Source organism: Nocardia tengchongensis, assembly GCF_054781395.1.
Window position 1 is genome coordinate 1 of record NZ_BAAGUM010000005.1, and the last position, 22,954, is coordinate 22,954.

Below are 22,954 nucleotides of genomic sequence, written 5' to 3' on the forward strand. Positions count from 1 at the left end.
GAGCGCAGCCCCCGACTGCGATTCCCCCCCCGGAGTGCAGCCCCCCGACTGCGATTCCCCCGATTCCCCCGGAACCTGTCGTCCCCTCCGGGTGTCGCCCCCCGACGTCACCCCCGGAACCTCGCCCCCCGGCGCTGTCCCTCAGCGTCGGCTCAGGGGTGCGGGTGGGTCAGTGCGTTGAAGATGTTGATCAGATTGCCGATGGCGGCCGTCGCGTTGGCGGCGATCGAGGATCCGGCGTTGAGCAGGTACAGCGGGTTCATGTGTTCCCTCATTCATCCGTTTGTGCTTGCGGCACAATCTGTTTCGTGTTCTGTGAGCCGGTTTCCCGCTCCCGAGAACAAGATTGCCGCCCCGCTCCAGCAAGATCCTTAACAAGTCCTTGTAAACGAAAATCCCCGCCGCCACGATGCGTGGGCGGCGGGGATTCCGCGAAATCTGTTCGGGCGCAGGCCCGAAGGGATCAACGAGCGTTGATCTCCACGTAGTCGCGCTCACCGTAACCGGTGTAGATCTGGCGCGGACGGCCGATCTTCAGCGGCTCGCTGTGCATCTCGCGCCAGTGCGCGATCCAGCCCGGCAGCCGGCCCATGGCGAACAGCACGGTGAACATGCGGGTCGGGAAGCCCATGGCCCGGTAGATGACGCCGGTGTAGAAGTCGACGTTCGGGTACAGGCGACGCTCGATGAAGTACTCATCGGTGAGCGCGGCCTCTTCCAGCGCCTTGGCGATGTCGAGCAGCTGGTCGTCGCCGCCGATCTTGGCCAGGATGTTGTCCGCGACCTTCTTGACCAGCGTCGCGCGCGGGTCGTAGTTGCGGTAGACGCGGTGCCCGAAGCCCATGAGCTTCACGCCGTCTTCCTTGTTCTTGACCTTGCGGACGAACTCCTTGACGTCGCCGCCGTTGGCCTTGATCTCGTCGAGCATCTCCAGCACGGCCTGGTTGGCGCCGCCGTGCAGCGGGCCCCAGAGCGCGTTGATGCCGCCGGACACCGAGGTGAACAGGTTGGCGTCGGACGAACCCACCAGGCGCACAGTCGAAGTCGAGCAGTTCTGCTCGTGGTCGGCGTGCAGGACGAGCAGCATGTCCAGCGCGGCGGCGATCTCCGGGTCGACCTCGTAGGGCTCGGCCGGGAAGCCGAAGGTCATCCGCAGGAAGTTCTCCACCAGCGACAGCGAGTTGTCCGGGTACAGGAACGGCTGGCCGACCGACTTCTTGTACGCGTAGGCCGCGATGGTCGGCAGCTTGGCGAGTAGTCGGATGGTGGACAGCTCGACCTGCTCGGGGTCGCGCGGGTCCAGCGAGTCCTGGTAGTAGGCCGACAGCGCGTTGACCGCCGAGGACAGCACCGGCATCGGGTGCGCGTTGCGCGGGAAGCCGTCGAAGAACCGCTTCAGGTCCTCGTGCAGCAGGGTGTGCCGGCGGATCCGGTCGGTGAAGTCGTCGAGCTGGGTCGGGGTCGGCAGCTCGCCGTAGATGAGCAGGTAGCTGACCTCGATGAAGGTCGCCTTGCCCGCCAGCTGCTCGATCGGGTACCCGCGGTAGCGCAGGATGCCCGCCTCACCGTCGATGTAGGTGATGGCCGACTTGGTCGACGCGGTGTTCATGAAACCGGGGTCGTAGGTGGTGTACCCGGTGCTGGCGAGCAGCTTGCCCAGGTCGATCCCGTCATTGCCCTCGACAGCCTTGGCGACGGTCATCGGGTACTCGCCGCCCGGGTATTGGAGTACCGGCTTGGCGTCGTCGTCGACGTTGATGATGTTCTCAGCGGGCACGGAAGGATCCCTCTCAGGCTTGAAACCGTAGGCATCGACGCGGGTGACACACGATGCGCTTGCCTCAACGCTAGCCGCTGTCCACTACGCCCGAGTAATGAGGGTGTCCCTTGACTACCTCACAGTCACATCGTTCGCAGGTGAGGCGAGCGGCGGTCATGTGCTATGTGCATGAAGGCCGGACGTCAGGCCACCGGAACCTCGGAATGGGCACGTGCCACCCGGTATCGCACGAACGCGGGAAACACCACGGCCGCCGCCATCATGCCGATCACGACGAGCGCGCCGCCGCCCGCGGCGGCCGTCGCGGTACCCACCGCCGCGGCCGCGAAACCGTGCGCAACATCACCGATGCGCGGTCCACCCGCCACGACAACGATGAACACGCCCTGTAGCCGGCCGCGCATCTCGTCGGTCGCCACCGACTGCAGCATGGTGGTGCGCAGCGCCGCCGAGAACATGTCCACCGCGCCGCCGAAGGCCAGGCAGGCCAGCGCGATCCAGAGCGCGAGCGTCATGCTCAGCCCGTGCCCGATCAGGCCCACCGCCAGGCCGAAACCGACCATGCCGAGCCCCCACAGCACGATGCAGACCACCACCGCCAGGCCCTGCCGCCGCACCCGCGACAGCCAGCCGGAGAACACCCCGCCCAGCACCGCGCCCACCGACATGGCCGCGAACAGCAGGCCCAGAGCCGTTCCACCGGAAGCGGAGTCGCCGAAACTGTCCTGCGCCATCTGCGGGAACAGGGCGCGCGGCATGCCGAACACCATGGCCACCACGTCCACCGCGAAGGAGGCCAGCAGAATCCGCTGGGTGGCCAGGTAGGCGAAGCCGTCGAACACCTCGCGCAGGCCCGCGCGCCGGGACTCGCCGTGCGGCGGGATGGGCGGCAGCTTCCAGGAGGCCCACAGCGTGGCCAGCAGGGCGACCGCGTCGAGCAGGTAGAGCGTGGACAGGCCCGCGAACGGAATCAGCATGCCCGCCAGCACCGGTCCCGCGATGGCGCCGAACTGCATGACCGTCATGCTCAGCGAATTGGCCGCCGGCAGCTGCTCGGGCGGCAGCAGCCGCGGGTAGATGGCGCTGCGGGCGGGCTGGTTCATGGCGAAGAACGCCTGCTGGGCCGAGAACAGGATCAGCACCAGCCACACGTTGTTCAGTCCGGCCGCGGCCTGCGCCCAGAAGGCCAGCGCGGTCAGGCCGGTGCCGGCGGAGGTGATGAGCAGCATCTTGCGGCGGTCCATGGCGTCGGCGAGCGCGCCGCCCCAGAGCCCGAAGACGATGAGCGGGATCAGGCCGAACAGGCCGGCCAGGCCCACGTAGGACGAACTGTGGGTGATGTCGTAGAGCTGTTTGGGGACGGCTACGACGGACAGCTGCGCGCCGATCACGGTGACGATGCCGGTGGTCCAGAGCCTCCGGTAGTCGGGATTCCGTAATGGAGTTATGTCGGCGAGCAGCTTCACCGACTCAACCTAGCCAGGTCAAAGTGCGCTTGGCCAGTAAATTTGGACCGATGATCCCATCATTTGAACGTGAGATATCCAACTCTTCCGGGTGAGCGAAAAGGTTCGTTCACGGCTGGAGGCGTTCGACTTTCATGGCCGACACATCGGTATTGCCCGGCTCGGCGGTGACCCGGATGCGGTTGTGCATGCGGCTGCGACGGCCCTGCCAGAACTCGACGGTCTCCGGCCGGATCTGGAAGCCACCCCAGAACGGCGGCACCGGAACGTCGTCCACCTCGGCGAAGCGAGCTTGGGTCTGGTTCATGCGCTCGTCCAGATCCGCCCGCGAGGCGATGGTCCGCGACTGCTCCGAGGCCCACGCCCCCAGCCGCGACCCGCGCGGGCGGGACTGCCAGTACACCGCGGTGGCCTCGGCGGACACCCGCCGCACCGGGCCGCGCACCGTCACCTGCCGCCCCATCGCGGGCCAGACGAAAGTGGCCGACGCGTACGGGGTTTGGGTCAGCTGGCGGCCCTTGAACGAGTCGTAATTCGTGTAAAAAGTCACACCTTCGGGAGACAGCCCCTTGCACAACACGGTTCGCGAGGACGGGCGCGGACCGGTCTCGGTGATCTCCACGGTGCTGAGCACCATGGAATTGGGGTCGGTCATGCCCGCGCTGGTGGCGTCCTCGATCCAATTGCGCAGCAACGGCTCCCAGCCGTCGGCCAACCAGGTCTCGTCCAGGTCGGTGTCGCGGTGCGGATGGTTGTCGCCCTGATCGACCCCGTACTCGACACGCAAAGCCGCGATATCGATATCCACCGGGACTTCGTGCGCCATCGGCCCAGTGGCCAATTTCTCCTGGTCAACCATGGGCCAGACGTTACTCCGGAGTAATGCTGGGGTTAAGCTCCAGTTGATCGGCGTGGCTGCCCATGGATCGGGCAGCACCATTTGCAAGGAGAGTCACAACATGACTGCCAGCGCTGCGGTACCCAGCTCCGTCGTCCCCGACGGTTTCGTCAGCGGTCTCGAAGGAGTGGTGGCCTTCACCACCGACATCGCCGAACCCGACAAGGACGGCGGTGCGCTCCGGTATCGCGGCGTCGACATCGAGGACCTGGTCGCCAACCGGGTCACCTTCGGTGACGTGTGGGCGCTACTCGTGGACGGCGAATTCGGTCGCGGCCTACCGCCCGCCGAGCCGTTCCCGCTGCCCATCCACACCGGCGACGTCCGCGTCGACGTGCAGGCCGGCCTGGCCATGCTGGCCCCCATCTGGGGCTACGAGCCGCTGCTCGACATCGACGACGACACCGCCCGCGAGAACCTCGCCCGGGCCTCGGTGATGGCGCTGTCGTACGTCGCCCAGTCGGCGCGCGGCATCTACCAGCCGGCCGTCTCGCAGAAGAAGATCGACGAGTGCACCACCATTACCGAGCGGTTCATGACCCGCTGGAAGGGTGACCCGGACCCGCGCCACACCGCGGCCATCGACGCCTACTGGGTCTCGGCCGCCGAGCACGGCATGAACGCCTCCACCTTCACCGCCCGCGTCATCGCCTCCACCGGCGCCGACGTGGCGGCCTCGCTGTCCGGCGCCATCGGCGCCATGTCCGGACCGCTGCACGGCGGCGCCCCCGCCCGCGTGCTGCCGATGATCGAAGCCGTCGAGAAGTCGGGCGACGCACGGGCTCTGGTCAAGGGCATCCTGGACCGCAAGGAAAAGCTGATGGGCTTCGGCCACCGCGTCTACCGCGCCGAGGACCCCCGCGCCCGCGTGCTGCGCGCCACCGCCAAGCGCCTGGACGCCCCGCGCTACGAGGTCGCCGCCGCCCTGGAGCAGGCCGCCCTGGCCGAACTGCGGGAACGCCGCCCCGACCGCGCCATCGAGACCAACGTCGAGTTCTGGGCCGCCGTGATCCTGGACTTCGCCGAGGTCCCGGCGCACATGATGCCCGCCATGTTCACCTGTGGCCGCACCGCCGGCTGGTGCGCCCACATCCTCGAGCAGAAGCAGCTCGGCAAGCTGGTCCGCCCGGCCGCCATCTACACCGGCCCGGCCCCCCGCAAGCCGGAGACCGTCACCGGGTGGGACCTGGTGTCGCACAACTAGAGTGCCTCGAACGAACAATGGCCCGCAGCGAATGATCGCTGCGGGCCATTGCCGTTCAGTGGGGTGCTACGCCTTCACGACGATGGTGCCGACCGCCTTGTCGGCGAAGGTCTGCTTCTTCTCGTCCCAAGCCGGCCACAGGAAGCCGAGGTAGCAGGGGAGAGCGTCGATGATGTGCAGCAGCTTGCGGCCGAACGCCAGGCCGAAACCGACGGGCTGCCCGGTGGATTCGCGAATCAGGCGAATGCCGGCCACCTTCTTGCCGGGCGTCTGACCGGTGGTGCCCTCCTGGTTCGCGAGGAACGCGAGGCCGCCGAGGTAGACGACCGCGGCCAGCAGCATGCAGATCCAGCCGATCGCGTTCAATCCGCCACCGGTGCAGGAGGTGTGATAGCCGCTGGTGACCTCGCACTCCACCTTCGAGGTGCCCGCGGTCACCCCGATGACCCGCAGGATCACCGCGGGCAGTGCGTAGATCAGGCCGTCGATGAGATAGGCGCCCGCTCGTGCTCCCCAGCTCGCATACTGTGCCCCGTATCCCCCGAACGGAGCATAGCCGGGCTGGGGTGCGCCATACGCGGGTTGCGGTGCGCCATAAGGAGTTTGGGGCGCACCGTAGCCGGGCTGCGGAGCGCCGTACGCGGGTTGCGGCGCGCCGTAACCGGGCTGCGGAGCGCCGTAGGCGGGCTGGGGTGCGTCGTACGCCGGCTGCTGGGGCGCCCCGTACGCGGGTTGCGGTGCGCCGTAAGGCGACTGGGGAGCCCCGTAGCCGGGCGGCGGGGCCGCGTAACCGGGCTGGGGCGCGCCGTAGCCCGGGGCGGGCTGGTCGGCGGGCGGGTAGCCGTACCCCGGCTGCTGCTGCGGGTACGGGTTGTTCGGATAAGTCAATGCGCTTCCTTGCAAAAGGGTTGTTTCGGTCGGGCAGGCTACAGTCTGGGGCACTCGGGGCCCCGATATGAAAAGGAAATCGATCACACTGGTGCGCCCGGGTCGGTAGCGTGCGGACGAGGAGTCCGAATGGCGCTGGAAATGCGGACACGCTGTGCGCGCTGCGAGATTGCCGATTCACCTATGGGTGGTGCGGCCCGCCCCTGCCGCGCCGTGCGCATCCCTGGTGAATCGTGCGGTCGAACAATGGATTACGGCTGCTCCAACCGTGGTGGCGAATTGGTTGCCGGTTCGCGACGGTTGGAAGAATCGTGATTCTGGTTGTGGCTAGCGGCCCAGGATTCACATAACCTGCACCGGTGCTCGACGCAGGACTGTCCAGACGCGGCTTCTTCGCCGTGGGTGCGGCACTGGCCGCTGGTCTCGCCACCGCCGGATGCGGTGTGGCGAACGGCAACTCGTCCGACCGCATCCTCGAACCGCCCCGTGGCGCGGCCGATCCGGCCGGCGCGCCGGCGCGGCTACCGGTCTCCACGGTGTCCCCGGACGCGGTGGCGGCCAAGCATGCCGGTCAGACCCCGAAGGCGTGGGGCGTCGACCTCGACGGCATCCTCACCGGGTTCAACCCGGCCGGCAAGCAGTTCGCCGTCACCTTCGACGCCTGCGGCGGCCCCGGCAACAACGACATCGACGAGAACCTGCTGTCCTTCCTGCAGGCGCAGCGGATTCCGGCCACCCTGTTCCTGAACAAGCGCTGGATCGACGCCAACCCGGCCCGCGCCGGGCAGCTGGCCGGTAACCCGCTGTTCGAGATCGGCAATCACGGCACCGCGCACTGCCCGCTGTCGGTGAACGGCCGCGCCGCCTACGAGATCAAGGGCACCGCCTCGGCCCAGGCCGCGGTGGACGAGGTGTGGGGCAATCATCAGCGCATCGCCGCCCTGACCGGGCACGGCCCGCGCTTCTTCCGGGCCGGCACCGCCCACTACGACGAGGTGGCGGTGTCGATCGTGCAGGAACTGGGCGAAACCCCGGTCGGCTATTCGGTGAACGCCGATTTCGGTGCGACGGCCTCCGCCGGCCAGGTGCAGTCCGCGATGTCGGCGGCCAAGTCCGGCGGCATCTCACTCGCCCACATGCATCGCCCCAAGTCGGGCACCGGCCCGGGCATGCTGGCCGCGCTCCCGGCGCTGCGGGCCAACGGCTTCGAATTCGTGCATCTGCCCTAGTCGTCGCGCCGGGAAGCGGCCCAGTCGACCGCGACCGATTCACCGCGGTCGACCGTGAAGAACGCCACCTCCAGATGCCGGCCCAGATCGACCAGTTCCAGGGCGGACAGCGGGACCGGCTGCACCACCCGCACCCGCCACGGGCTCGGTTCGTCCCAGGCGCGCAGTTCCAGGTCCAGGCGCAGCACCGGGTCGTCGCGGCCGGTGTAATCCGCCGCCACCGGGGTGGTGGCCAGCACGGTGGCGCGGGCGCGGCGGCCGTCTGCCAGGATCTTGGCGATATTGGTGCGCGAAGTCTCCTCGGGTGCGGGCAGATACAGCACCACCCGATCGTGATCGCCCGGATCGACCCGGCAGCAGACGATGTCGCCGGGCTGCATCCATTCCCGGTCGGCGGTGGTGGCGCGCTGGCGGACCCGGGTCTCGTAGGCGTGCCGGTCCTCGAGTTGGACGCGCACCCAGAACTCCGGGCCGGTCTCGGCGTCGGCGTGCGCGCTCAGCACGGTGGCGGTGCCCTCGAGGCCGTGCAGCAGCAGTGCGCGGCGGGCGGCGTCGTCGAGGAGCGGGCCGCGGCGGGTCAGGCCGCGGGAGCCGAATTGCGAGGACAGCCGGGCCAGCAGTCCGAGGCGGGGGACTTCGCCGGGCCGGGGACGCGCAGGATCGGGCCGAGGGCGCATCGGATCGGGCCGGACCGGTGTCGAATCCGTTGGGGATTGCCGGTCCGAATCCGGGGGTGGCGCCAGGGTGGAAGCGGGCGGCTGGTCGGATGTGGTGCTCGGTCGCTGCTCTGCGGCCATGTCCATGGCGGTAAACCGTAACGGCTGTGTGGTGCCGAACACAGCCGTACGCGCCGTTTCCGGTACCCGCCCGCGGGATTGTTTTTCGGACCGGACCCGGCCGTGAGCGCGGGTGATAGCACTACTACCCTGGTCGCCATGACCTCTGCGTTCCCGACCATCCCCGACGATCTCAAGCCCGCCGACGGACGGTTCGGCTGCGGACCCTCCAAGGTGCGTCCCGAACAGCTGCAGTCCCTGGTGGATACCGGCGCTTCGGTGTTCGGTACCTCGCACCGGCAGAAGCCGGTCAAGGACGTGGTGGCACGGGTGCGCTCGGGTCTGCGCGAATTGTTCTCCCTGCCCGACGGTTACGAGGTCGTGCTGGGCAACGGTGGCACCACGGCGTTCTGGGACGCCGCCGCCTTCGGCCTGATCCGCGAGAAGTCGCTGCACCTGAGCAACGGCGAGTTCTCCTCGAAGTTCGCCTCGGTCGCCAAGGGCAACCCGTTCATCGGTGACCCGATCGTGGTGAAGTCGGAGCCGGGCGACGCCCCCGAGCCCACCTCCGACCCGTCGGTCGACCTGATCGGCTGGGCCCACAACGAGACCTCGACCGGTGTCGCCATCCCGGTGTCGCGTCCGGCCGGTTCCGAGCACGCCCTGGTCGCCATCGACGCCACCTCGGGCGCCGGCGGTCTGCCGGTGAACATCGCCGACACCGACGTGTACTACTTCGCCCCGCAGAAGTGCTTCGCCTCCGACGGCGGCCTGTGGATCGCGCTGATGAGCCCGAAGGCGCTGGAGCGGGTGGAGGAGATCAAGAACTCGGGTCGCTGGACCCCGGAGTTCCTGTCGCTGCCGATCGCGATCGACAACTCGACCAAGGATCAGACCTACAACACGCCGGCGCTTGCCACGATGTTGCTGTTCGCCAACCAGATCGAGTGGATGAACGGCAATGGCGGTCTGGACTGGGCCGTGAAGCGCACCGCCGACTCGTCCTCGCGCCTGTACTCGTGGGCCGAGACCAGCGCGTACGCCACGCCGTTCGTGCAGAACCCGGCGCTGCGCTCGCAGGTTGTCGGCACCATCGACTTCGTAGACACCGTCGACGCCGCGCAGGTCGCGAAGGTGCTGCGGGCCAACGGCATCGTGGACACCGAGCCGTACCGGAAGCTGGGCCGTAACCAGCTGCGTGTCGGCATGTTCCCGGCCATCGACCCCGACGATGTGTCGCAGCTGACCCGCTGCATCGACTGGGTCGTCGAAAAGCTCGGCTGATCAGTAGAAATGGCGCCTGATCGGGCGAACGCGCCACGTGAAACCCGGTTTCGGAGCTGAGGCGAATCGATCACACTAATGCGGCGCGGAAGTCTGGGAACAGATTTCCGCGCCGCGTGTCTTGCCCCATGATTCACAGAAGTGCACTACTGTTCCAGATCGTGGGCGGTGTCGCGAGCCTAGCTATAGCTGTGAGTTGCGCAGCGAACAGGAGGTAACGGTGCGTGAACTTCGAGTAATCGGATTGACGCCCGATTCCACGCATATCGTATGCATCGACACCGAGAGCGGTCAGAAGTACCGCCTCGCCGCCGACGATAAGTTGCGCGCCGCTGCCCGCGGAGATCTTGCCCGATTCGGCCAAATCGAGATCGAAACGGAAGCCACGATGCGCCCTCGCGATATCCAGGCTCGTATCCGTGCCGGCGCCTCGGTGGAGCAGGTCACCGAAGAGTCGGGCATGCCGCTCTCGCGCGTCGAACGTTTCGCGTATCCCGTTCTGCTGGAACGCGCCCGGGCCGCCGAGCTGGCGCAGAAGGCGCACCCCGTCCGCAACGACGGTCCCGCCATCGAGACCCTGATCGAGATCGTGTCGGCCGCCTTCGCCGAGCGCGGCCACAATATCGAGGTCGCCGAATGGGATGCCTGGAAGGACGAGAAGGGCTACTGGGTCGCCCAATTGCAGTGGCAGGCGGGCCGTTCGGTGATCGCCGCCCATTGGCGCTACCAGCCCGACGCGCACGGCGGTTCCGTGGTGCCGCTCGACGATCCGGCCTCGGACCTCATCGATCCCGACTTCGGCCGGGCCCTGCGGGGTCTGGCGACCATCCTGCCGGACCAGACCGACCCGGTCCTGGCGGAGGTTCCGGTGGCCGCGCCCGCGCCCGCCCCGCGCGAGGAACGGACCGTCGAGTACGAACCCGCGCCGGCGCGAGTCGCCCAGCAGCAGAACGTGGATGACTACTACGAGCAGCGCGCCGCCGTCGGCGACGGCACGGTCCCGGTGACCACGGCCGCCGCTCCGGCGCCTGCACCCGCACCCGCGCCGGCTCCGGCGGCGGTGGAACCGGCGGCTCCGGTGCAGCCTGCTGCTCCGGCCGCGACCGCGGCGGCCCCCGCACTGCCCGCCACGCCGCCCGCTCCGGCTCCGGCCGCCGAGGCCACTCCGGAACCGGCGCCCGCTCCGGCGCAGCCCGCCGCGAAAGCCAACGCGCAGAAGCCGAATCGGGCCAAGCGCGGCGGCAAGGCTCCGATGCCGTCCTGGGAGGACGTGCTGCTAGGCGTGCGCAGCTCGGGTCACTGACGCCCTTTCGATCTTCACGAATGCCGGAGGGTAACTAACCCTCCGGCATGTCGTTCGTCGCCGCGCCGCGAAACGGCGTTGGGAACAGCCGCATTTCGGGCTGTCGCGGGGGTAGATTCAATCCCGTTGGCGGTCGGTCCCGGCCGATCGGCGTCGGTTCCGACCCGGCCGCTATGTGTTGCTAAAAGGTAGCTCGCGTGCGAGGGAGGTGACTTCGGTGCCATCAACGGTCTCATCCCTCTGGTACGTCGACGCCCCCGATCCGGTGGCCGTGCTGCGCGCGCATCCGGGACCCGACCCCGATGCCGCCTTCGCGCTCGCCAAACAGCTCAATCCGGACCGGGACGTGGTGCCGGCCGCCTCCGGCACCATGAAGGTCTGGGCGGGCCCGGACCGCGAATCCGTCTACATCGGTTGCTATCCCGGCGTCACCGTCGTCTGCTCCACCCAGGCTGCGCTGCCGCGGCCCACCCGGCTGCCGGAGCTGCTGGTCCGCCCGCTCGCCTCCGAGCAGACCTTCCTGATCTCCTACGACCTGTCACTGGGCTGGGGCGCGTTCGCGTATTGGGAGCGTGGCGAATTCCGCCGCTCCTTCAGCGCGACCCGGGTCAACATCCTCGAGGACGAGGGCATGCCGCGGGTCTGGGAGCGGCCCTACTGGGCGGGCGAGCATCCCATCCGGCTGGTACCCGGCGAACTGCCCGACCCGCAGCTGCTGCCCTTCGACCCGCCGGACTTCGCCGACGCCGCCAATCAGGAGTGGCTCGGATTCCGGTACCGGAACCAGGTTTCCGAGGACGACCTGACCCCCGACCAGATCCAGATCTGCGGGTTCTCGCTGTACCCCAAGGGGGAAGCGCCCGCACTGGACAGCGAACCGGAACCGCCGGTCGAGCACAACGGGAAACGCGGACTGCTGCGCTGGCTGCGCGGACGCGACCGCGTCTCCTGACACTCCGGGCCTCGGTGCGGCGGGATCAGAACAGCAGCAGGCTCAGCCAGGCCACCAGCACGCCCGCGCCCAGGCCCGCGATCACCCACCGGGTCACCGGCGCGTACCGCCAGCGCCAGGCGGTCGGCGCGGCCCCGCCGACCGCGATCAGATTGACCACCACCGCCAGCAGCCAATGGATCTGCGCCAGCGCGGCGCCGAACGCGTACACGCCCGTGGCGGTCAACGCCGTCACCAGCACGACCACGGCGATGCCGCTGGCCCACGGGGTCGGTTCGGAATACCCGTATCCGTAGGGTCCGTCGGGCGGATGACTCACTCGGTTCGCACTCTCTCGTAGAAGGCCATGGCGGCCGCTGTCGCCACATTAAGCGAATCGGTCCCCGGAGTCATAGGGATGCGTGCCCGGATGTCGCTGGCCCGCATGGTCTCCTCGGTCAGCCCGGGCCCTTCCGCGCCCAGCAGCAGCGCGACCTTCTCGCCGGTCATGGCGGTGGCGAGGGTGTCCGCCTTCGGATTCGGGGTCAGCGCCACGATCTGGAAACCGTTGTCGCGCAGCACGTCCAGCCCCGCCGGGAACGGCGGCAGCTGCGCGAACGGGACCCGCAGCACGTGCCCCATCGACACTCGCACGGCCCGCCGGTACAGCGGATCCGAGCACCGGTCCCCGAACAGCACCGCGTCCGCGCCGAGTCCGGCGGCATTGCGGAAGATGGATCCGATGTTCTCGTGGTCGTTCACGCCCTCGAGCACCGCCACCGTGCGCGCCTGCGCGACCACTTCCGCGGGGGTGAGTTCCCGCGGCCGATATGCCCCCGCGAGCACGCCCCGATTCAAATGGAATCCGACCACCTGCGCCATCACGTCGGCACTGGTCCGGTAATACGGAATATCCACCGCCGCGAGATCCTCGCGCAGCTGCTCATATCGGTTGGCGACCCCGAACAATGCGAACGGCGTGAACCGCGAGGCCAGCATCCGCTGCACCACCACCACGCCCTCCGCGATCACCAAACCCTTGCCCCCGGGCAGGTCGGGCCGTCGATCGGCGTTATTGAGGTCGCGGAAATCGGCGACCCGCGGATCTGCTGGATCGTCGATATCGATTACTTCGGCCACCGGCCCATTTTCGCCTCCGCCGGGGGCGGCCGAATACGCGGGGCATAGGGTGGTCAACGTTCCGATCCCCTAATCGAAGAGGACAGCCCATGAGCAGCAAGCCGGAAATCGAGTTCCAGGACGGCCCCGCCCCCGCCGAACTCGTGATCAAGGACCTCGTTGTGGGCGCCGGCAGCGAAGCCAAGCCCGGCGACACCGTCGATGTCCACTACGTGGGCGTCGAGTACGACTCGGGCGAGCAGTTCGACGCCTCCTGGGACCGCGGCGAGTCGATCGTCTTCCCGCTGCGCGGCCTGATCCAGGGCTGGCAGGACGGCATCCCCGGCATGAAGGTCGGCGGCCGTCGTCAGCTCACCATCCCGCCGACCCTGGCCTACGGCCCCGCGGGCGCCGGCCACCACCTCTCCGGCAAGACCCTGGTCTTCGTCATCGACCTGCTGGACGTCGTCAACTGACGCGCCGGACGCCGAAAGACCAGTGCCCGCCGCGCATTCCGCGCGGCGGGCACTGTCGTGTTCGGACCGCTACACCTTGACGACGATGCTGCTGATGATCTTGTCGGCGAAGGTCTGCCGCTTGGCGTCCCAGATCGGCCAGAGCCAGCCGAGATAGCAGGCGAGACTGTCCACCGCGTGGCAGAGCTGGCGGACGAAGGCCATCCCGAAGCCGAGCACCTGGCCGTCGGCTTCGCGAATCAGCTTGATGTTGAGCATCTTCCGGCCGGGGGTCTGGCCGGTGGTGCCCTCCCGGTAGATCAGCCAGAGGCCGCCGACCAGGGCGATCAGGGCGCCGACGACGATGAGCGCGACGCCCGCCCCGGACAGCCCACCCGAACAGTTGGTGCTGTAGGAGGTGTCGGTCTGCTCGGTGACGCAGTCGGCGTCCTTGAAACCGATGGCGAATCCCAGGCCGTAGAAGATGGCGGCGGGGACGAAGACGATCAGCCGGTCGATCAGATACGCGCCGACGCGCGCGCCCCAACTGGCGTAGGGCGGTGCCGGGTAGGCGGCATAGCCGGGGGCGGGCTGGTACCCGTAGTCCTGAGGCTGTCCGGGGTAGCCGCCGGGTGGTTGCTGACCATAGCCGGGGGGCGGTTGCTGACCGTATCCGGGAGGCGGCTGCTGACCGTACCCGGGTGGCTGCTGCCCGTATCCGGGCTGCTGCGGTTGCTGCGAGTAGGGATCGTTGCCGTAGGTCATCGGTTCCTCCCCAGGGGGATGCGGGGGTATGGCCCCCGCATTGTCTCCCGAATCGCTACCCCACGATGGCATTCATGATGGTTCCCGCGCTGGTGGCGGTCGCGCCGCCGAGCATGGCGTTGGCGACCATCTTGGGGGAGGCCGAGCCGCCGCCCCATTTCTCCCAGGCGAAACGCCCGCCGCCGTAGGTGATGGCGGCGATGCCCGACATCTGGGTGAACCAGGTGAAGTAGCGGAACATCTTCATCATCTTGTCGGCCATCGGCGGGGTTTCCGCGGTGGGATTGCCCATCTGGGCGAGAACCGTGCCGTACATGTCGTGCGCGGCCATCAACATGCTCACGATCGTTTCCTCTCCGGTACCGGGCGCTGGGTGGAGCCAAGGTGCGGAACGAGCAGACGAGCTGATGAAACGTCTCGATTAGAGCAATTCGGGCACAGTGTACTCCCGCGAACCGCCGATCGTTGCTGATTGTTTGCAAACGTTATTTGCGAACGATGTCGACCGGGTCGGTCAGGGCCGCCGCGATCACGGTCTGCTGGGGGACGCCGAGCTGGGGGAGTGAGCCCATGGCCTGGTTCGTCTGATTGCTCAGAAGCTTGGTGACGGACTGCAATTGGGCGACTCCGCCGGTCAGCGCATCCATCGCGGTCACCAGCTGCGCGCCCGCCTGATCGGCGATCGCCGGAATGCTCTGCGCCAGCGACGCGCCCTGATTCAACTGGGCGCTTGCGTCATTCAGCCGTCCGGCCGCGTCGCGCAGCAGCTGCCCGACCTTGGTATCCGGAGTGACTTGGGTGCCGGTCAGCTTGGCGAAGCCGCTGAGCTGGACATCCGCCTGATTCGCCACGTTCTGCAAACCCTGGAGCTGGGTGATGACACTCGCCAGCTGCGGATCCCCGGCGAACGGCAGCGCCTGCAGCAACGGCACCACGAGGTTGAGGCCGCCAGAGAGCGTGCTCGCCGCCTGCGAGACCTGCCACATGGTGACCCCGGTCGAATCCAGCGCCGTGGCAAGCTGATTCGCCTGCGTGGTGGCCGCGGACAAGGTCGCGTTCAGTGCGTCGATCCCGGAGGTCAGCTGCCCCGCACCGGCTTTCGCCTGCGCCAGGAAACCGGTCAGCTGATCCGCCCCGCCCGAGAACTGCTGGGCGCCGTCGGCCGCCGCCTGTACGCCCGCGCTGAGCAGCCCCGACGTCCCGGAGATCTGCGAGACCTGCAGTCGCGCGGTGTTCATGGTCGAGAACAGGGTGTCCAGCCCGGCCGCGCTGACCTTCTTCGTCACCTCGGTCACCGCGTCATTGACCAGATTCGGGTCGGCTCGATCGTGGGTGGTCACGGTGACCTGCGCCTTCTTGGGCTTGTCGGTGACCAGGGAATTGATGTCGGCGCTCAGGTCGGCGGGCAACGTGACCACGGCCGCGTAGTCCGCGGCGCTCGCCTCGTCGACCACATCCCAGTGCCGGATTCCGCTGTCCTGCAGGCCCTTCGCGATGCGCGCGCCCAACGGGCCGGAGTCGTCGTTGATCAGCGCGACCGCGGTCGGCGCGGAACGCAACCGGGTGATGCCCACCGCGCCCGCGGCGACGGCGGCGGCGAGCAGCAGGACGACGAGGACCCAGCGAGATCGTTTTCCGAACACTGTTCAGACCGTACGGGTCCGGTATGCCCGCAGCTCTGTCGGTTGTCTGAGAGTTCGGTAAAGACCGGTGCACTCACACCGGGGCCGACGGCGGCCACCACGCCCCGCGGTCGGGAATCTCCAGCACCAGGCGCACCCCGCCCAGTAGTCCATCATCGAAATACGCGCGGCCGCCGTGCAATTGGGCCTGCTGCGCGACCAACGCCAGCCCCAGCCCGGAGCCGCCCTTGGTGGCCTGACTGCCCCGGAAGAAACGCGCGAACACCTGCTCGCGCTCGGCGACCGGCAGCCCGCGCCCGTTGTCGTCGACGGTGATGACGATGCGCCCGTCGCGCGCGCGATGCGCCGACACCAGCGCCTGGGTCGCCCCGCCGTGCCGCGCCGAATTGGTGAGGGCGTTGTCCACGGCCAGCCGCAGCCCGGTGGGCAGGCCCCGGGTGACCAGCTCGGCGTCGGTGTCGATCCGCACCGTCAACTGCGGGAAGTGCCGCATGGCGTACTGCGCGGCGGCGTCGCAGAGTTCGCCCACATCGGTGACCACGTGGTCCCCGTCATTGGTGAGATCACCCGCGGCCAGCCGTTCCAGCGCGGCCAGGGTGGTCTCCACCCGATTCTGGCCGCGTTGCAGGTCGGTCAGGATCTCGCGCCGCTGTTCCTCGTTCAGGTCGAGGGTGCTGAGCACCTCGAGGTCGGTGCGCATGGCGGTGAGCGGAGTGCGCAGTTCGTGCGCGGACACCGCGGCGAAATCGCGTGCGGTCTCCAGCGCGGTGGCGGTTTCCTGCTGCGCCCGGTCCACGCGCTCCAGCAGGGTGTTGACCGCCTCGGCGAGCTTGTCGGCCTCCTTCACCCCGGAACCGTCCAGCGGGATGCCCGGTTCACCACTGGGGCTGCGCTCGTCGAGCGCGCGGGTGAGTTTCACGATGGGCCGCACCGCGCGCCCGCCCAGCAGCCAGCCCAGCCCGGCCGAGGCCGTCACCGCCAGCGCCGCGGCCAGGTACACCCAGCGTCGCTGCTCGTTGATGGTCTTCTCGGTCTGGTTGGTCGGAATGCCCAGGGAGACAACGCGTCCCGCGGGCTGTGCCTCGGTCGTGGTGAGCACACGGTAGGTGCTGCCGTCGACGATGACGGTGGCATTGCCGACCGGCAGCTCGGGCAGCCGCACCGGCGTGCTGGCCAGCGAGCCGTCCGCCATGCGCACGGTCAGCGCCATTTCCTTGTTGGGCGCGAGGATGTCGACCACATTGACGGCGAAGACGGGCTGGATGAGCACCAGCCGCGACACCATCGACAGCTGTTGATCGGCCTGCGCCATATTGCTGCGGCCGATCGCGTAGATGGTGATCCAGCTCAGGATCGCCACGATGATGGTCGCGCCCAGCGCGGCCGCCGCGGCGACGCGCAGGCGCAGCGTGTAGGACCAGCGGCGGCCGGCGCGCTTGCCCGCGGGCGCGAAAGGGCCTGCCGCCCCGGTCATTTGGGTGCCCGCAGCACGAACCCGACGCCGCGGATGGTGTGCAGCAGCCGCGGGGTGTCCTCCACCTCGAGCTTGCGGCGCAGATAGCCGACGAAGACGTCGACGACATTGGTGTCGGCCGCGAAGTCGTAGCCCCACACCAGCTCCAGCAGCCGTTCCCGGCTCAGCACCACGCCGGCGCTGCGGGCGAGCGTGGAGAGCAGCTCGAATTCCCGCTTGGTGAGCTCGATCTCGGCGCCGTGCAGCAGCGCCCGATACCCGGCGACGTCGACCTCCAAGGGCCCCACCGTGATCGCGCCCGGAATCACGGACGCGGGCACGTCACTGCGCCGCCGCAGCAGCGCCTTGATCCGCGCCACCAGCTCGGCCAGCACGAACGGTTTGACCAGGTAATCGTCGGCCCCCGACTCCAGCCCGGCGATGCGGTCGTCGACCGAACTGCGGGCGGACAGCACGCAGATCGGCACCTCGTTGCCCATGGCCCGCAGCGCGGTCACCACGCCTGCCCCGTCCAGGATCGGCATGTTCATGTCCAGCACGATGGCGTCCGGGGCGAATTCGTTCACGCTGCGCAGCGCCGCCGCCCCGTCCCGGGCGATGACCACCCGGAACCCGGACAGCCGGAGCCCGCGCTCGACCGACGCGAGCACATCTTCGTCGTCGTCGACGACCAGGACTGTAGGTACCTCACCGCGTTCGACCACGGGCTCCATTCTGGCAGCCGCTAGGTCAGTAGTTGTTGCAAGAGTCGGCGACCTGCTGGATGGAGGCGGCGATTCCACCGGCGCGCGGGTCGGCGGCGGCCTGGTTGGCGGCGTCCGGGTTGTCGCGCAGGTACTGGTCGAGTTCGGCCTGTCGCTCGGCCGGGGACAGGTCGAACTTGGCCTTCAATTCGGCCTTGTAGCCGGGGTTCTGGTCCAGGAACTGGGCCAGGGCCGGGGACTTGTCGTGCAGCGCCGCGTCCACCTGGGCGAACGAGCAGGTCGAGTTCAGGAGCGGCGCAACCAGATCCGCCGGGGCGGCGGAGGCGGTGGCGGGCGCGAGGGCGAGGGCGACGGCGGCGACCGCGCCGGCTCCGAGGAGCACACCGGCACGACGATTACGGACGAAGCTCATTCAGCGACCTTCTTTGCAGTAGGCACAGCGACAGTCGCGTGCGACTCCCGCACGCCCGCCCGACGCTAAACCCTTCAACTAGGAGGCCGATGAACCAATTCTGAAAAGACTCTGAGGCTAGCCCGAGACGGCGGTGTCGCCGGTCGGCGCGGCCGGATCGCCGGCGTTCGGGTCGGGCCGGCGGATCGGGGTGGTGGCGACCGCGGCGGCCTCGGCGGCGGCGATCCGCTCCTTGTCCTCCATCAGCGTCACCGCGTCGCGGATCTGCTTCTCCAGGGTGGGCAGCATGGCGGCGTCGTCGATGGTGGGCGGCACCTCGAAGGATTCGCCCGCCGCGATCTGACGCATGGTGCGGCGCAGGATCTTTCCGGAGCGGGTCTTGGGCAGCGAGGACAGCGCGACCACGTCGTAGAGGGTGGCGATGGCGCCGACCCGCTCCCGCACCCGGTCGATGATCTCGGCGCGCAGCCGTTCGGGCTCGATGTCGACGCCGGTCTTGAGCACCACGTACCCGATCGGCCGCTGGCCCTTGAGCTCGTCCGGAATGCCGACCACCGCGGTCTCGGCCACGGCCGGATGCCCGGCGATGGCCGCCTCGATCCCGCCCGCGGACAGCCGGTGCCCGGCCATATTGATGACGTCGTCACTGCGGCCCAGGACGAACAGGTAGCCGTCCTCGTCGAAGAAGCCGGAGTCCCCGGTCAGATAGTGGCCGGGGTAGGCGGAGAGATAGGAGCGTTCGTAGCGCTCGTCGTCCTTCCACAGCGTGGTCAGGGTGCCGGGCGGCAGCGGCAGCCCGATGACGATATTGCCCTCGGTGTTCGGGGCGACCGCGTTGCCCTCGGAGTCGAGCACCCGCAGCCGGTACCCGGGCACCGGCACGGACGCCGAACCCGGCTTGATCGGAAGCTGCTGGAGTCCGAGCGGATTCGCGCAGATGGGCCAGCCGGTCTCGGTCTGCCACCAGTGATCCACCACCGGGCAGTCGGGGCGGTCGGCGAGCAGGGTGTCGACGGTCCATTCGTAGGTGGCCGGATCCAGTCGTTCACCCGCGCAGAACAGCGCCCGCAGCCCGGACAGATCGTGCTGGTGGGCGAGCGCGGCCTCGGGATCGGCGCGGCGGATGGCGCGTAGCGCGGTCGGTGCGGTGAACATCACATCCACCTTGTATTCGTCCACCAGGCGCCAGAACGTGCCCGCGTCGGGGGTTCCGATCGGCTTGCCCTCGAAGAGGATCGTGGTGGCGCCGACCAGCAGTGGCGCGTAGACGATGTAGGAGTGCCCGACCACCCAGCCGATATCGGAGGTGGTGAGCATGGTCTGCCCCGGGCCGAGCTCGTAGATGTTGCGCATCGACCAGGCCAAGGCGACCGCGTGCCCGCCGTTGTCGCGCACCACGCCCTTGGGTTTCCCGGTGGTGCCGGAGGTGTAGAGGATATAGAGGGGATCGGTCGCGGCCAGGGAGACCGGTTCGGCCGGTTCGGCGCCGATCTGCGCCTCGTCCCAGTCCAGCCAGCGGGCGGCCACGGTCTCGGAGGAGGCCGGCAGCGAGTCGGTGGCGGCCTGCTCGGCGGGGAAACGAATGGTGGGGAAGCCTTCTCGCTGCTTGACCAGCACCGTGCGCGGGGCGGTGGTCAGCGCGAGGTCGAGGGCGGCCAGCACGATGGGCGGGTATTCGATGCGGCGGCCGGGTTCCAGGCCGCCGGAGGCCGTGATGATCAGCACAGGTTCGGCGTCGTCGATGCGGGCCGCGAGTTCGTGGGCGGCGAAGCCGCCGAAGACCACCGAGTGCACCGCGCCGATTCGGGCGCAGGCGAGCATGGCCACCACGGCTTCGGGAATCATCGGCATATAGATGACAACGCGGTCACCGGTCTTGACGCCCAGTCGCAGCATGGATCCGGCAAATCGGGCGACTTCGTCGAGCAGTTCCCGATATGTGTAGATTCGCCTGGACCCGGTCATAGCCGAGTCGTATATTAGGGCCGGTTGCTGGGCGCGACCCCCCTCCTGACCCTCGAAAGACCCGTCCGGAGTTGTGATCTCGCGCACATGACGATCCAGCGCGTTGTAGGAGGTGTTGAGGCGAGCGTCGGGAAACCACCGCGCCGTCGGGCGGGCTGCGGTATCGAGAATCTGGGTGGGAGGCACATCCCAGCTGATGGATTCGGCCGCGGTGCGCCAGAACTCCGAGGGATCGACCAGGCTCAGCTGATACGCCGGTCGGTACTCCTGCTTAGCGTTCAACCCGGTGACTCCCTAGCTCCGACTTGTGTCCTGAGAAGCGCTGAAGATGCCCGCCTCGATAGATCAGCCTGATTGTGGCAGACTTCACGCGACGTCCGGGCGGGCGCCGCGACCTTTGATTTTGCCTGCAAACGGCTGGTCAGAAGCCGGTGGTTGCCAAGAGGTCACACAAGAAGTTATTGATCCGTTAGAATCGCATGTCACATATTTCGGCCGTCATGGACGCAATTTCTCGGCCAGCCGCCGTTCTCGGTCAGCATCGTCTGTCGAGCCAAGCGTGCGATCGCTCGGAGGCTCGCTGATGGCGCGTGGCTGGGGCCAGTTTGGAAAGTGAGTGGGAGATGCGTGACGCCGCTAGGTCCGGCAGCAATAAGCGCTGGGCGCTGAGCAACTGGGACCTGCGCTGGAAGGTCACGGCGGTGCTCGCCGTGCCGCTGTTGGTCGCTGTTGTGCTGGGTGCGTCCAGGATCTCGGCCGAGTTCGCCGATTCGAGTCGGCTCTCGACGGCCACCGACCACGTCGGGGTGATCCCGGCGATCACCGGGCTCAGTGCCGACGCAGCGCAGGTGGCCAGTGGGCAGATGGTCATGCTGGGCCCGACCCAGTCCTTGACCTCCGATCCGGAACTCACTCAATTGGATACGGCGATCTCGTTCGCCGAGAAGGCCGCGGCCCGGCTGAGTGACCTGCCCACAGCCCGTGCGGCGCTGGACGAGATGATCGTGGGCGCCAAGGCGATCCGCGCTCAGGGTCTGGCGCCCTCGAAGTCGATTCCCGACACGGTCGCCCAGGTCGAGCGGATTCGCGGCGACAGCGTGCGCACGGTGGAAAGCATCGTGTCGACCGTCGCCGACCGGGCCGTGGACCAGTCCAAGCTGCGCCTGGTCGACTCGCTGAACACCCGATGGATGCTGTTCAACGAGGTCGCCGGCATGGCGGAAGCGCTACGCAGCAACCCGAAGGATGGCCTCAAGGACATCCAGATCAGTGTCAGCACCGAGCGGCAGATGCTGGCCGTGCTCGCCCACCGCTTCCCGGACGGCGATGCGACCATCGCCGATCTGCAGCGTGGCGCCGACACCCGCGTCCAGCTGGTCAACGGCCCGCAGGCGCTGGCCGGTCAGCTGCCGGTGGCCGAGCTGAAGGACTCGCTGGTCTCGAGCATCAACGGCTATCAGTCCATCGCGTCCGGCGCGACCAAGGACATCGTTTCCCGAGTCGATGATCTGTCGGCCGCGGCGCGTTCCGACGCGATCCGCTACTCGATCATCGTCATCGCCACCATCCTCGGCGCCCTGGCGCTGGCCGTGCTGATCGCGCGCGCGATGATCGTCCCGCTGCGCCGTCTGCGCCTGGCCGCCCTGCGCGTCGCCGAATACGACCTCGGCCAGGAAGTCTCCGCGCTGCGTGAGGGCGCCGACCCCGAAGACGTGCCGCTGGAACCGATGCCGGTGCACACCGACGAAGAGGTCGGCCAGCTGGCTCGCGCCGTCGACGACATCCACGGTCAGGCGCTGCGCCTGGCCGCCGACCAGGCCGCCATGCGTACCCAGGTCAACGACATGTTCGAGACCCTGGCGCGGCGCTCCAAGTCCCTTGTCGACCATCAGCTCTCGCTCATCGAGGCGATGGAGTACGACGAGAAGGACCCGCGCCTGCTCGAGAACCTCTTCCGCCTCGACCACCTCGCCGCCCGTATGCGGCGAAACGGCGACAACCTGCTGATTCTGGCCGGCACCAAGCAGCGCCGGACCAAGTCCGCGCCGGTCGAGATCGCCGACGTGCTGCGCGCCGCCATCTCCGAGGTGGAGGACTACGAACGCGTCAAGCTGGGCGCGACCCCGCGCGGTTCGCTGGTCGAGCCCGCCGCCTCCGACCTCGCGCACCTGTTCGCCGAGCTCCTGGACAACGCGCTGCGCGCGTCTCCGCCGGAGACCGACGTCAAGTTCACCTTCGCCCAGGCCCACGACCAGGGTCTGCTGATCGAGGTCGCCGACCGCGGTATCGGTATGCCCCCGGCCGAGATGGCCGAGATCAACCGGCGACTGGAGGCCGTGGCCGAGGTCGGCCCGGACACCGCGCGCCACATGGGTCTGTTCGTGGTCGGCCGCCTGGCCGAGCGCCACGGCCTGACCGTGCGCCTGCGCCCGACCTTCGACACCGCCCGGGATCCGGGTGTGACCGTCACCGTGCACGTGCCCAAGCCGCTGATCGTGGCGGTGGGCGGGGCCATCTCGGTGCCGCCGCAGCAGCCGGGGCAGCAGCCCTCGGCTCCGACTCCGTCGGCTCCCGCGTCGCAGGGTGCGGGCAACCAGGCCGGCACTCCGGCCTCCATGCAGATGCGTGCGGTCACCCGCACGGCGACCGGCAATGTCA

General features: G+C 68.5%; 21 protein-coding genes and 1 pseudogene. 7 read left to right on the forward strand and 15 right to left on the reverse strand.

Translation table 11 applies throughout. From position 1 onward, the window contains the following. Window positions 1-152: 152 nt before the first annotated feature. The 4 genes from ACYVKL_RS08800 to pdxH all read right to left on the reverse strand — a co-directional run bounded on the left by ACYVKL_RS08800 (window position 153) and on the right by pdxH (window position 4,072). Window positions 153-275 (reverse strand): hypothetical protein, encoded by a 123-nt coding sequence (locus tag ACYVKL_RS08800; protein WP_379168210.1) that lies wholly within the window; start codon window positions 273-275, stop codon window positions 153-155. Between the two features lie 188 nt (window positions 276-463). Beyond that, window positions 464-1,777, reverse strand: coding sequence for a citrate synthase (locus ACYVKL_RS08805; protein WP_357198297.1), 1,314 nt, complete (start codon window positions 1,775-1,777; stop codon window positions 464-466). Window positions 1,778-1,962: 185 nt separating this feature from the next. Then, window positions 1,963-3,246: an MFS transporter gene (locus ACYVKL_RS08810; RefSeq protein ID WP_379168212.1), complete on the reverse strand. Its 1,284-nt coding sequence runs from the start codon at window positions 3,244-3,246 to the stop codon at window positions 1,963-1,965. A 109-nt stretch (window positions 3,247-3,355) separates the two neighbouring features. Next, window positions 3,356-4,072: a pyridoxamine 5'-phosphate oxidase gene (gene pdxH / locus ACYVKL_RS08815; protein ID WP_379168881.1), complete on the reverse strand. Its 717-nt coding sequence runs from the start codon at window positions 4,070-4,072 to the stop codon at window positions 3,356-3,358. A 133-nt stretch (window positions 4,073-4,205) separates the two neighbouring features. Here pdxH and ACYVKL_RS08820 point away from each other — a divergent pair, with 133 nt between their 5' ends. Further along, on the forward strand, window positions 4,206-5,348 hold the full coding sequence (locus ACYVKL_RS08820) for a citrate synthase 2 (protein WP_213558174.1): 1,143 nt from the start codon (window positions 4,206-4,208) through the stop codon (window positions 5,346-5,348). A 66-nt stretch (window positions 5,349-5,414) separates the two neighbouring features. On the opposite strand, the gene ACYVKL_RS08825 is transcribed toward ACYVKL_RS08820, so the two are convergent. Continuing rightward, window positions 5,415-6,236, reverse strand: a complete 822-nt coding sequence (locus ACYVKL_RS08825; RefSeq protein ID WP_379168214.1) for an RDD family protein — start codon at window positions 6,234-6,236, stop codon at window positions 5,415-5,417. Between the two features lie 359 nt (window positions 6,237-6,595). Between ACYVKL_RS08825 and ACYVKL_RS08830 the strand changes: the two genes are divergently transcribed. Continuing rightward, a complete protein-coding gene (locus ACYVKL_RS08830; RefSeq protein ID WP_379168216.1) occupies window positions 6,596-7,465 on the forward strand; it encodes a polysaccharide deacetylase family protein in 870 nt (289 codons plus the stop codon). Here ACYVKL_RS08830 and ACYVKL_RS08835 read toward each other — a convergent pair. Further along, the gene (locus tag ACYVKL_RS08835; RefSeq protein ID WP_379168219.1) at window positions 7,462-8,268 is read right to left on the reverse strand and encodes a hypothetical protein; all 807 of its coding nucleotides are present in this window, start codon (window positions 8,266-8,268) and stop codon (window positions 7,462-7,464) included. The genes ACYVKL_RS08830 and ACYVKL_RS08835 overlap by 4 nt on opposite strands. A 132-nt stretch (window positions 8,269-8,400) precedes the next feature. Here ACYVKL_RS08835 and serC point away from each other — a divergent pair, with 132 nt between their 5' ends. The 3 genes from serC to ACYVKL_RS08850 all read left to right on the forward strand — a co-directional run bounded on the left by serC (window position 8,401) and on the right by ACYVKL_RS08850 (window position 11,780). Then, the gene (gene serC, locus ACYVKL_RS08840) at window positions 8,401-9,525 is read left to right on the forward strand and encodes a phosphoserine transaminase (RefSeq protein ID WP_357198274.1); all 1,125 of its coding nucleotides are present in this window, start codon (window positions 8,401-8,403) and stop codon (window positions 9,523-9,525) included. Window positions 9,526-9,745: 220 nt separating this feature from the next. After that, entirely contained in the window at window positions 9,746-10,828 is a 1,083-nt protein-coding gene (sepH, locus tag ACYVKL_RS08845) for a septation protein SepH (RefSeq protein WP_379168221.1), read from the forward strand. 217 nt (window positions 10,829-11,045) lie between these two features. Further along, a complete protein-coding gene (locus ACYVKL_RS08850) occupies window positions 11,046-11,780 on the forward strand; it encodes a DUF6928 family protein (RefSeq protein ID WP_379168223.1) in 735 nt (244 codons plus the stop codon). A 25-nt stretch (window positions 11,781-11,805) separates the two neighbouring features. Here ACYVKL_RS08850 and ACYVKL_RS08855 read toward each other — a convergent pair whose 3' ends face one another. Then, window positions 11,806-12,099: a DUF2537 domain-containing protein gene (locus ACYVKL_RS08855; RefSeq protein ID WP_213558169.1), complete on the reverse strand. Its 294-nt coding sequence runs from the start codon at window positions 12,097-12,099 to the stop codon at window positions 11,806-11,808. After that, window positions 12,096-12,899: a TrmH family RNA methyltransferase gene (locus ACYVKL_RS08860; RefSeq protein WP_379168226.1), complete on the reverse strand. Its 804-nt coding sequence runs from the start codon at window positions 12,897-12,899 to the stop codon at window positions 12,096-12,098. The genes ACYVKL_RS08855 and ACYVKL_RS08860 overlap by 4 nt, the downstream gene beginning before the upstream one ends. 89 nt (window positions 12,900-12,988) lie before the next feature. On the opposite strand from ACYVKL_RS08860, the gene ACYVKL_RS08865 reads away from it, so the two are divergent. After that, window positions 12,989-13,354, forward strand: a complete 366-nt coding sequence (locus ACYVKL_RS08865) for an FKBP-type peptidyl-prolyl cis-trans isomerase (RefSeq protein WP_213558167.1) — start codon at window positions 12,989-12,991, stop codon at window positions 13,352-13,354. 69 nt (window positions 13,355-13,423) lie between these two features. Here the strand turns inward: ACYVKL_RS08865 and ACYVKL_RS08870 are convergent, their stop codons facing one another. From ACYVKL_RS08870 to ACYVKL_RS08900, 7 genes are all read right to left on the reverse strand, one after another. Next, the gene (locus ACYVKL_RS08870) at window positions 13,424-14,098 is read right to left on the reverse strand and encodes an RDD family protein (protein ID WP_379168229.1); all 675 of its coding nucleotides are present in this window, start codon (window positions 14,096-14,098) and stop codon (window positions 13,424-13,426) included. A gap of 55 nt (window positions 14,099-14,153) precedes the next feature. Next, window positions 14,154-14,435 carry a hypothetical protein gene (locus ACYVKL_RS08875; protein WP_213560659.1) on the reverse strand — a complete coding sequence of 94 codons (282 nt, stop codon included), beginning with the start codon at window positions 14,433-14,435 and terminating at the stop codon, window positions 14,154-14,156. A gap of 148 nt (window positions 14,436-14,583) precedes the next feature. Beyond that, window positions 14,584-15,741: a YhgE/Pip domain-containing protein gene (locus ACYVKL_RS08880; RefSeq protein ID WP_379168231.1), complete on the reverse strand. Its 1,158-nt coding sequence runs from the start codon at window positions 15,739-15,741 to the stop codon at window positions 14,584-14,586. A gap of 73 nt (window positions 15,742-15,814) precedes the next feature. After that, window positions 15,815-17,215, reverse strand: a complete 1,401-nt coding sequence (locus ACYVKL_RS08885) for a sensor histidine kinase (RefSeq protein WP_357198260.1) — start codon at window positions 17,213-17,215, stop codon at window positions 15,815-15,817. Continuing rightward, entirely contained in the window at window positions 17,212-17,919 is a 708-nt protein-coding gene (locus tag ACYVKL_RS08890; protein WP_379168233.1) for a response regulator transcription factor, read from the reverse strand. Before ACYVKL_RS08890 ends, ACYVKL_RS08885 begins: the two co-directional genes overlap by 4 nt. A gap of 25 nt (window positions 17,920-17,944) precedes the next feature. After that, window positions 17,945-18,331 carry a hemophore-related protein gene (locus ACYVKL_RS08895; protein WP_379168235.1) on the reverse strand — a complete coding sequence of 129 codons (387 nt, stop codon included), beginning with the start codon at window positions 18,329-18,331 and terminating at the stop codon, window positions 17,945-17,947. 117 nt (window positions 18,332-18,448) lie between these two features. After that, window positions 18,449-20,578, reverse strand: coding sequence for an AMP-binding protein (locus ACYVKL_RS08900; RefSeq protein ID WP_379168237.1), 2,130 nt, complete (start codon window positions 20,576-20,578; stop codon window positions 18,449-18,451). A gap of 1,697 nt (window positions 20,579-22,275) precedes the next feature. On the opposite strand from ACYVKL_RS08900, the pseudogene ACYVKL_RS08905 reads away from it, so the two are divergent. Continuing rightward, window positions 22,276-22,773, forward strand: a pseudogene (locus ACYVKL_RS08905) (sensor histidine kinase); the annotation flags it as partial. Window positions 22,774-22,954: the final 181 nt, after the last annotated feature.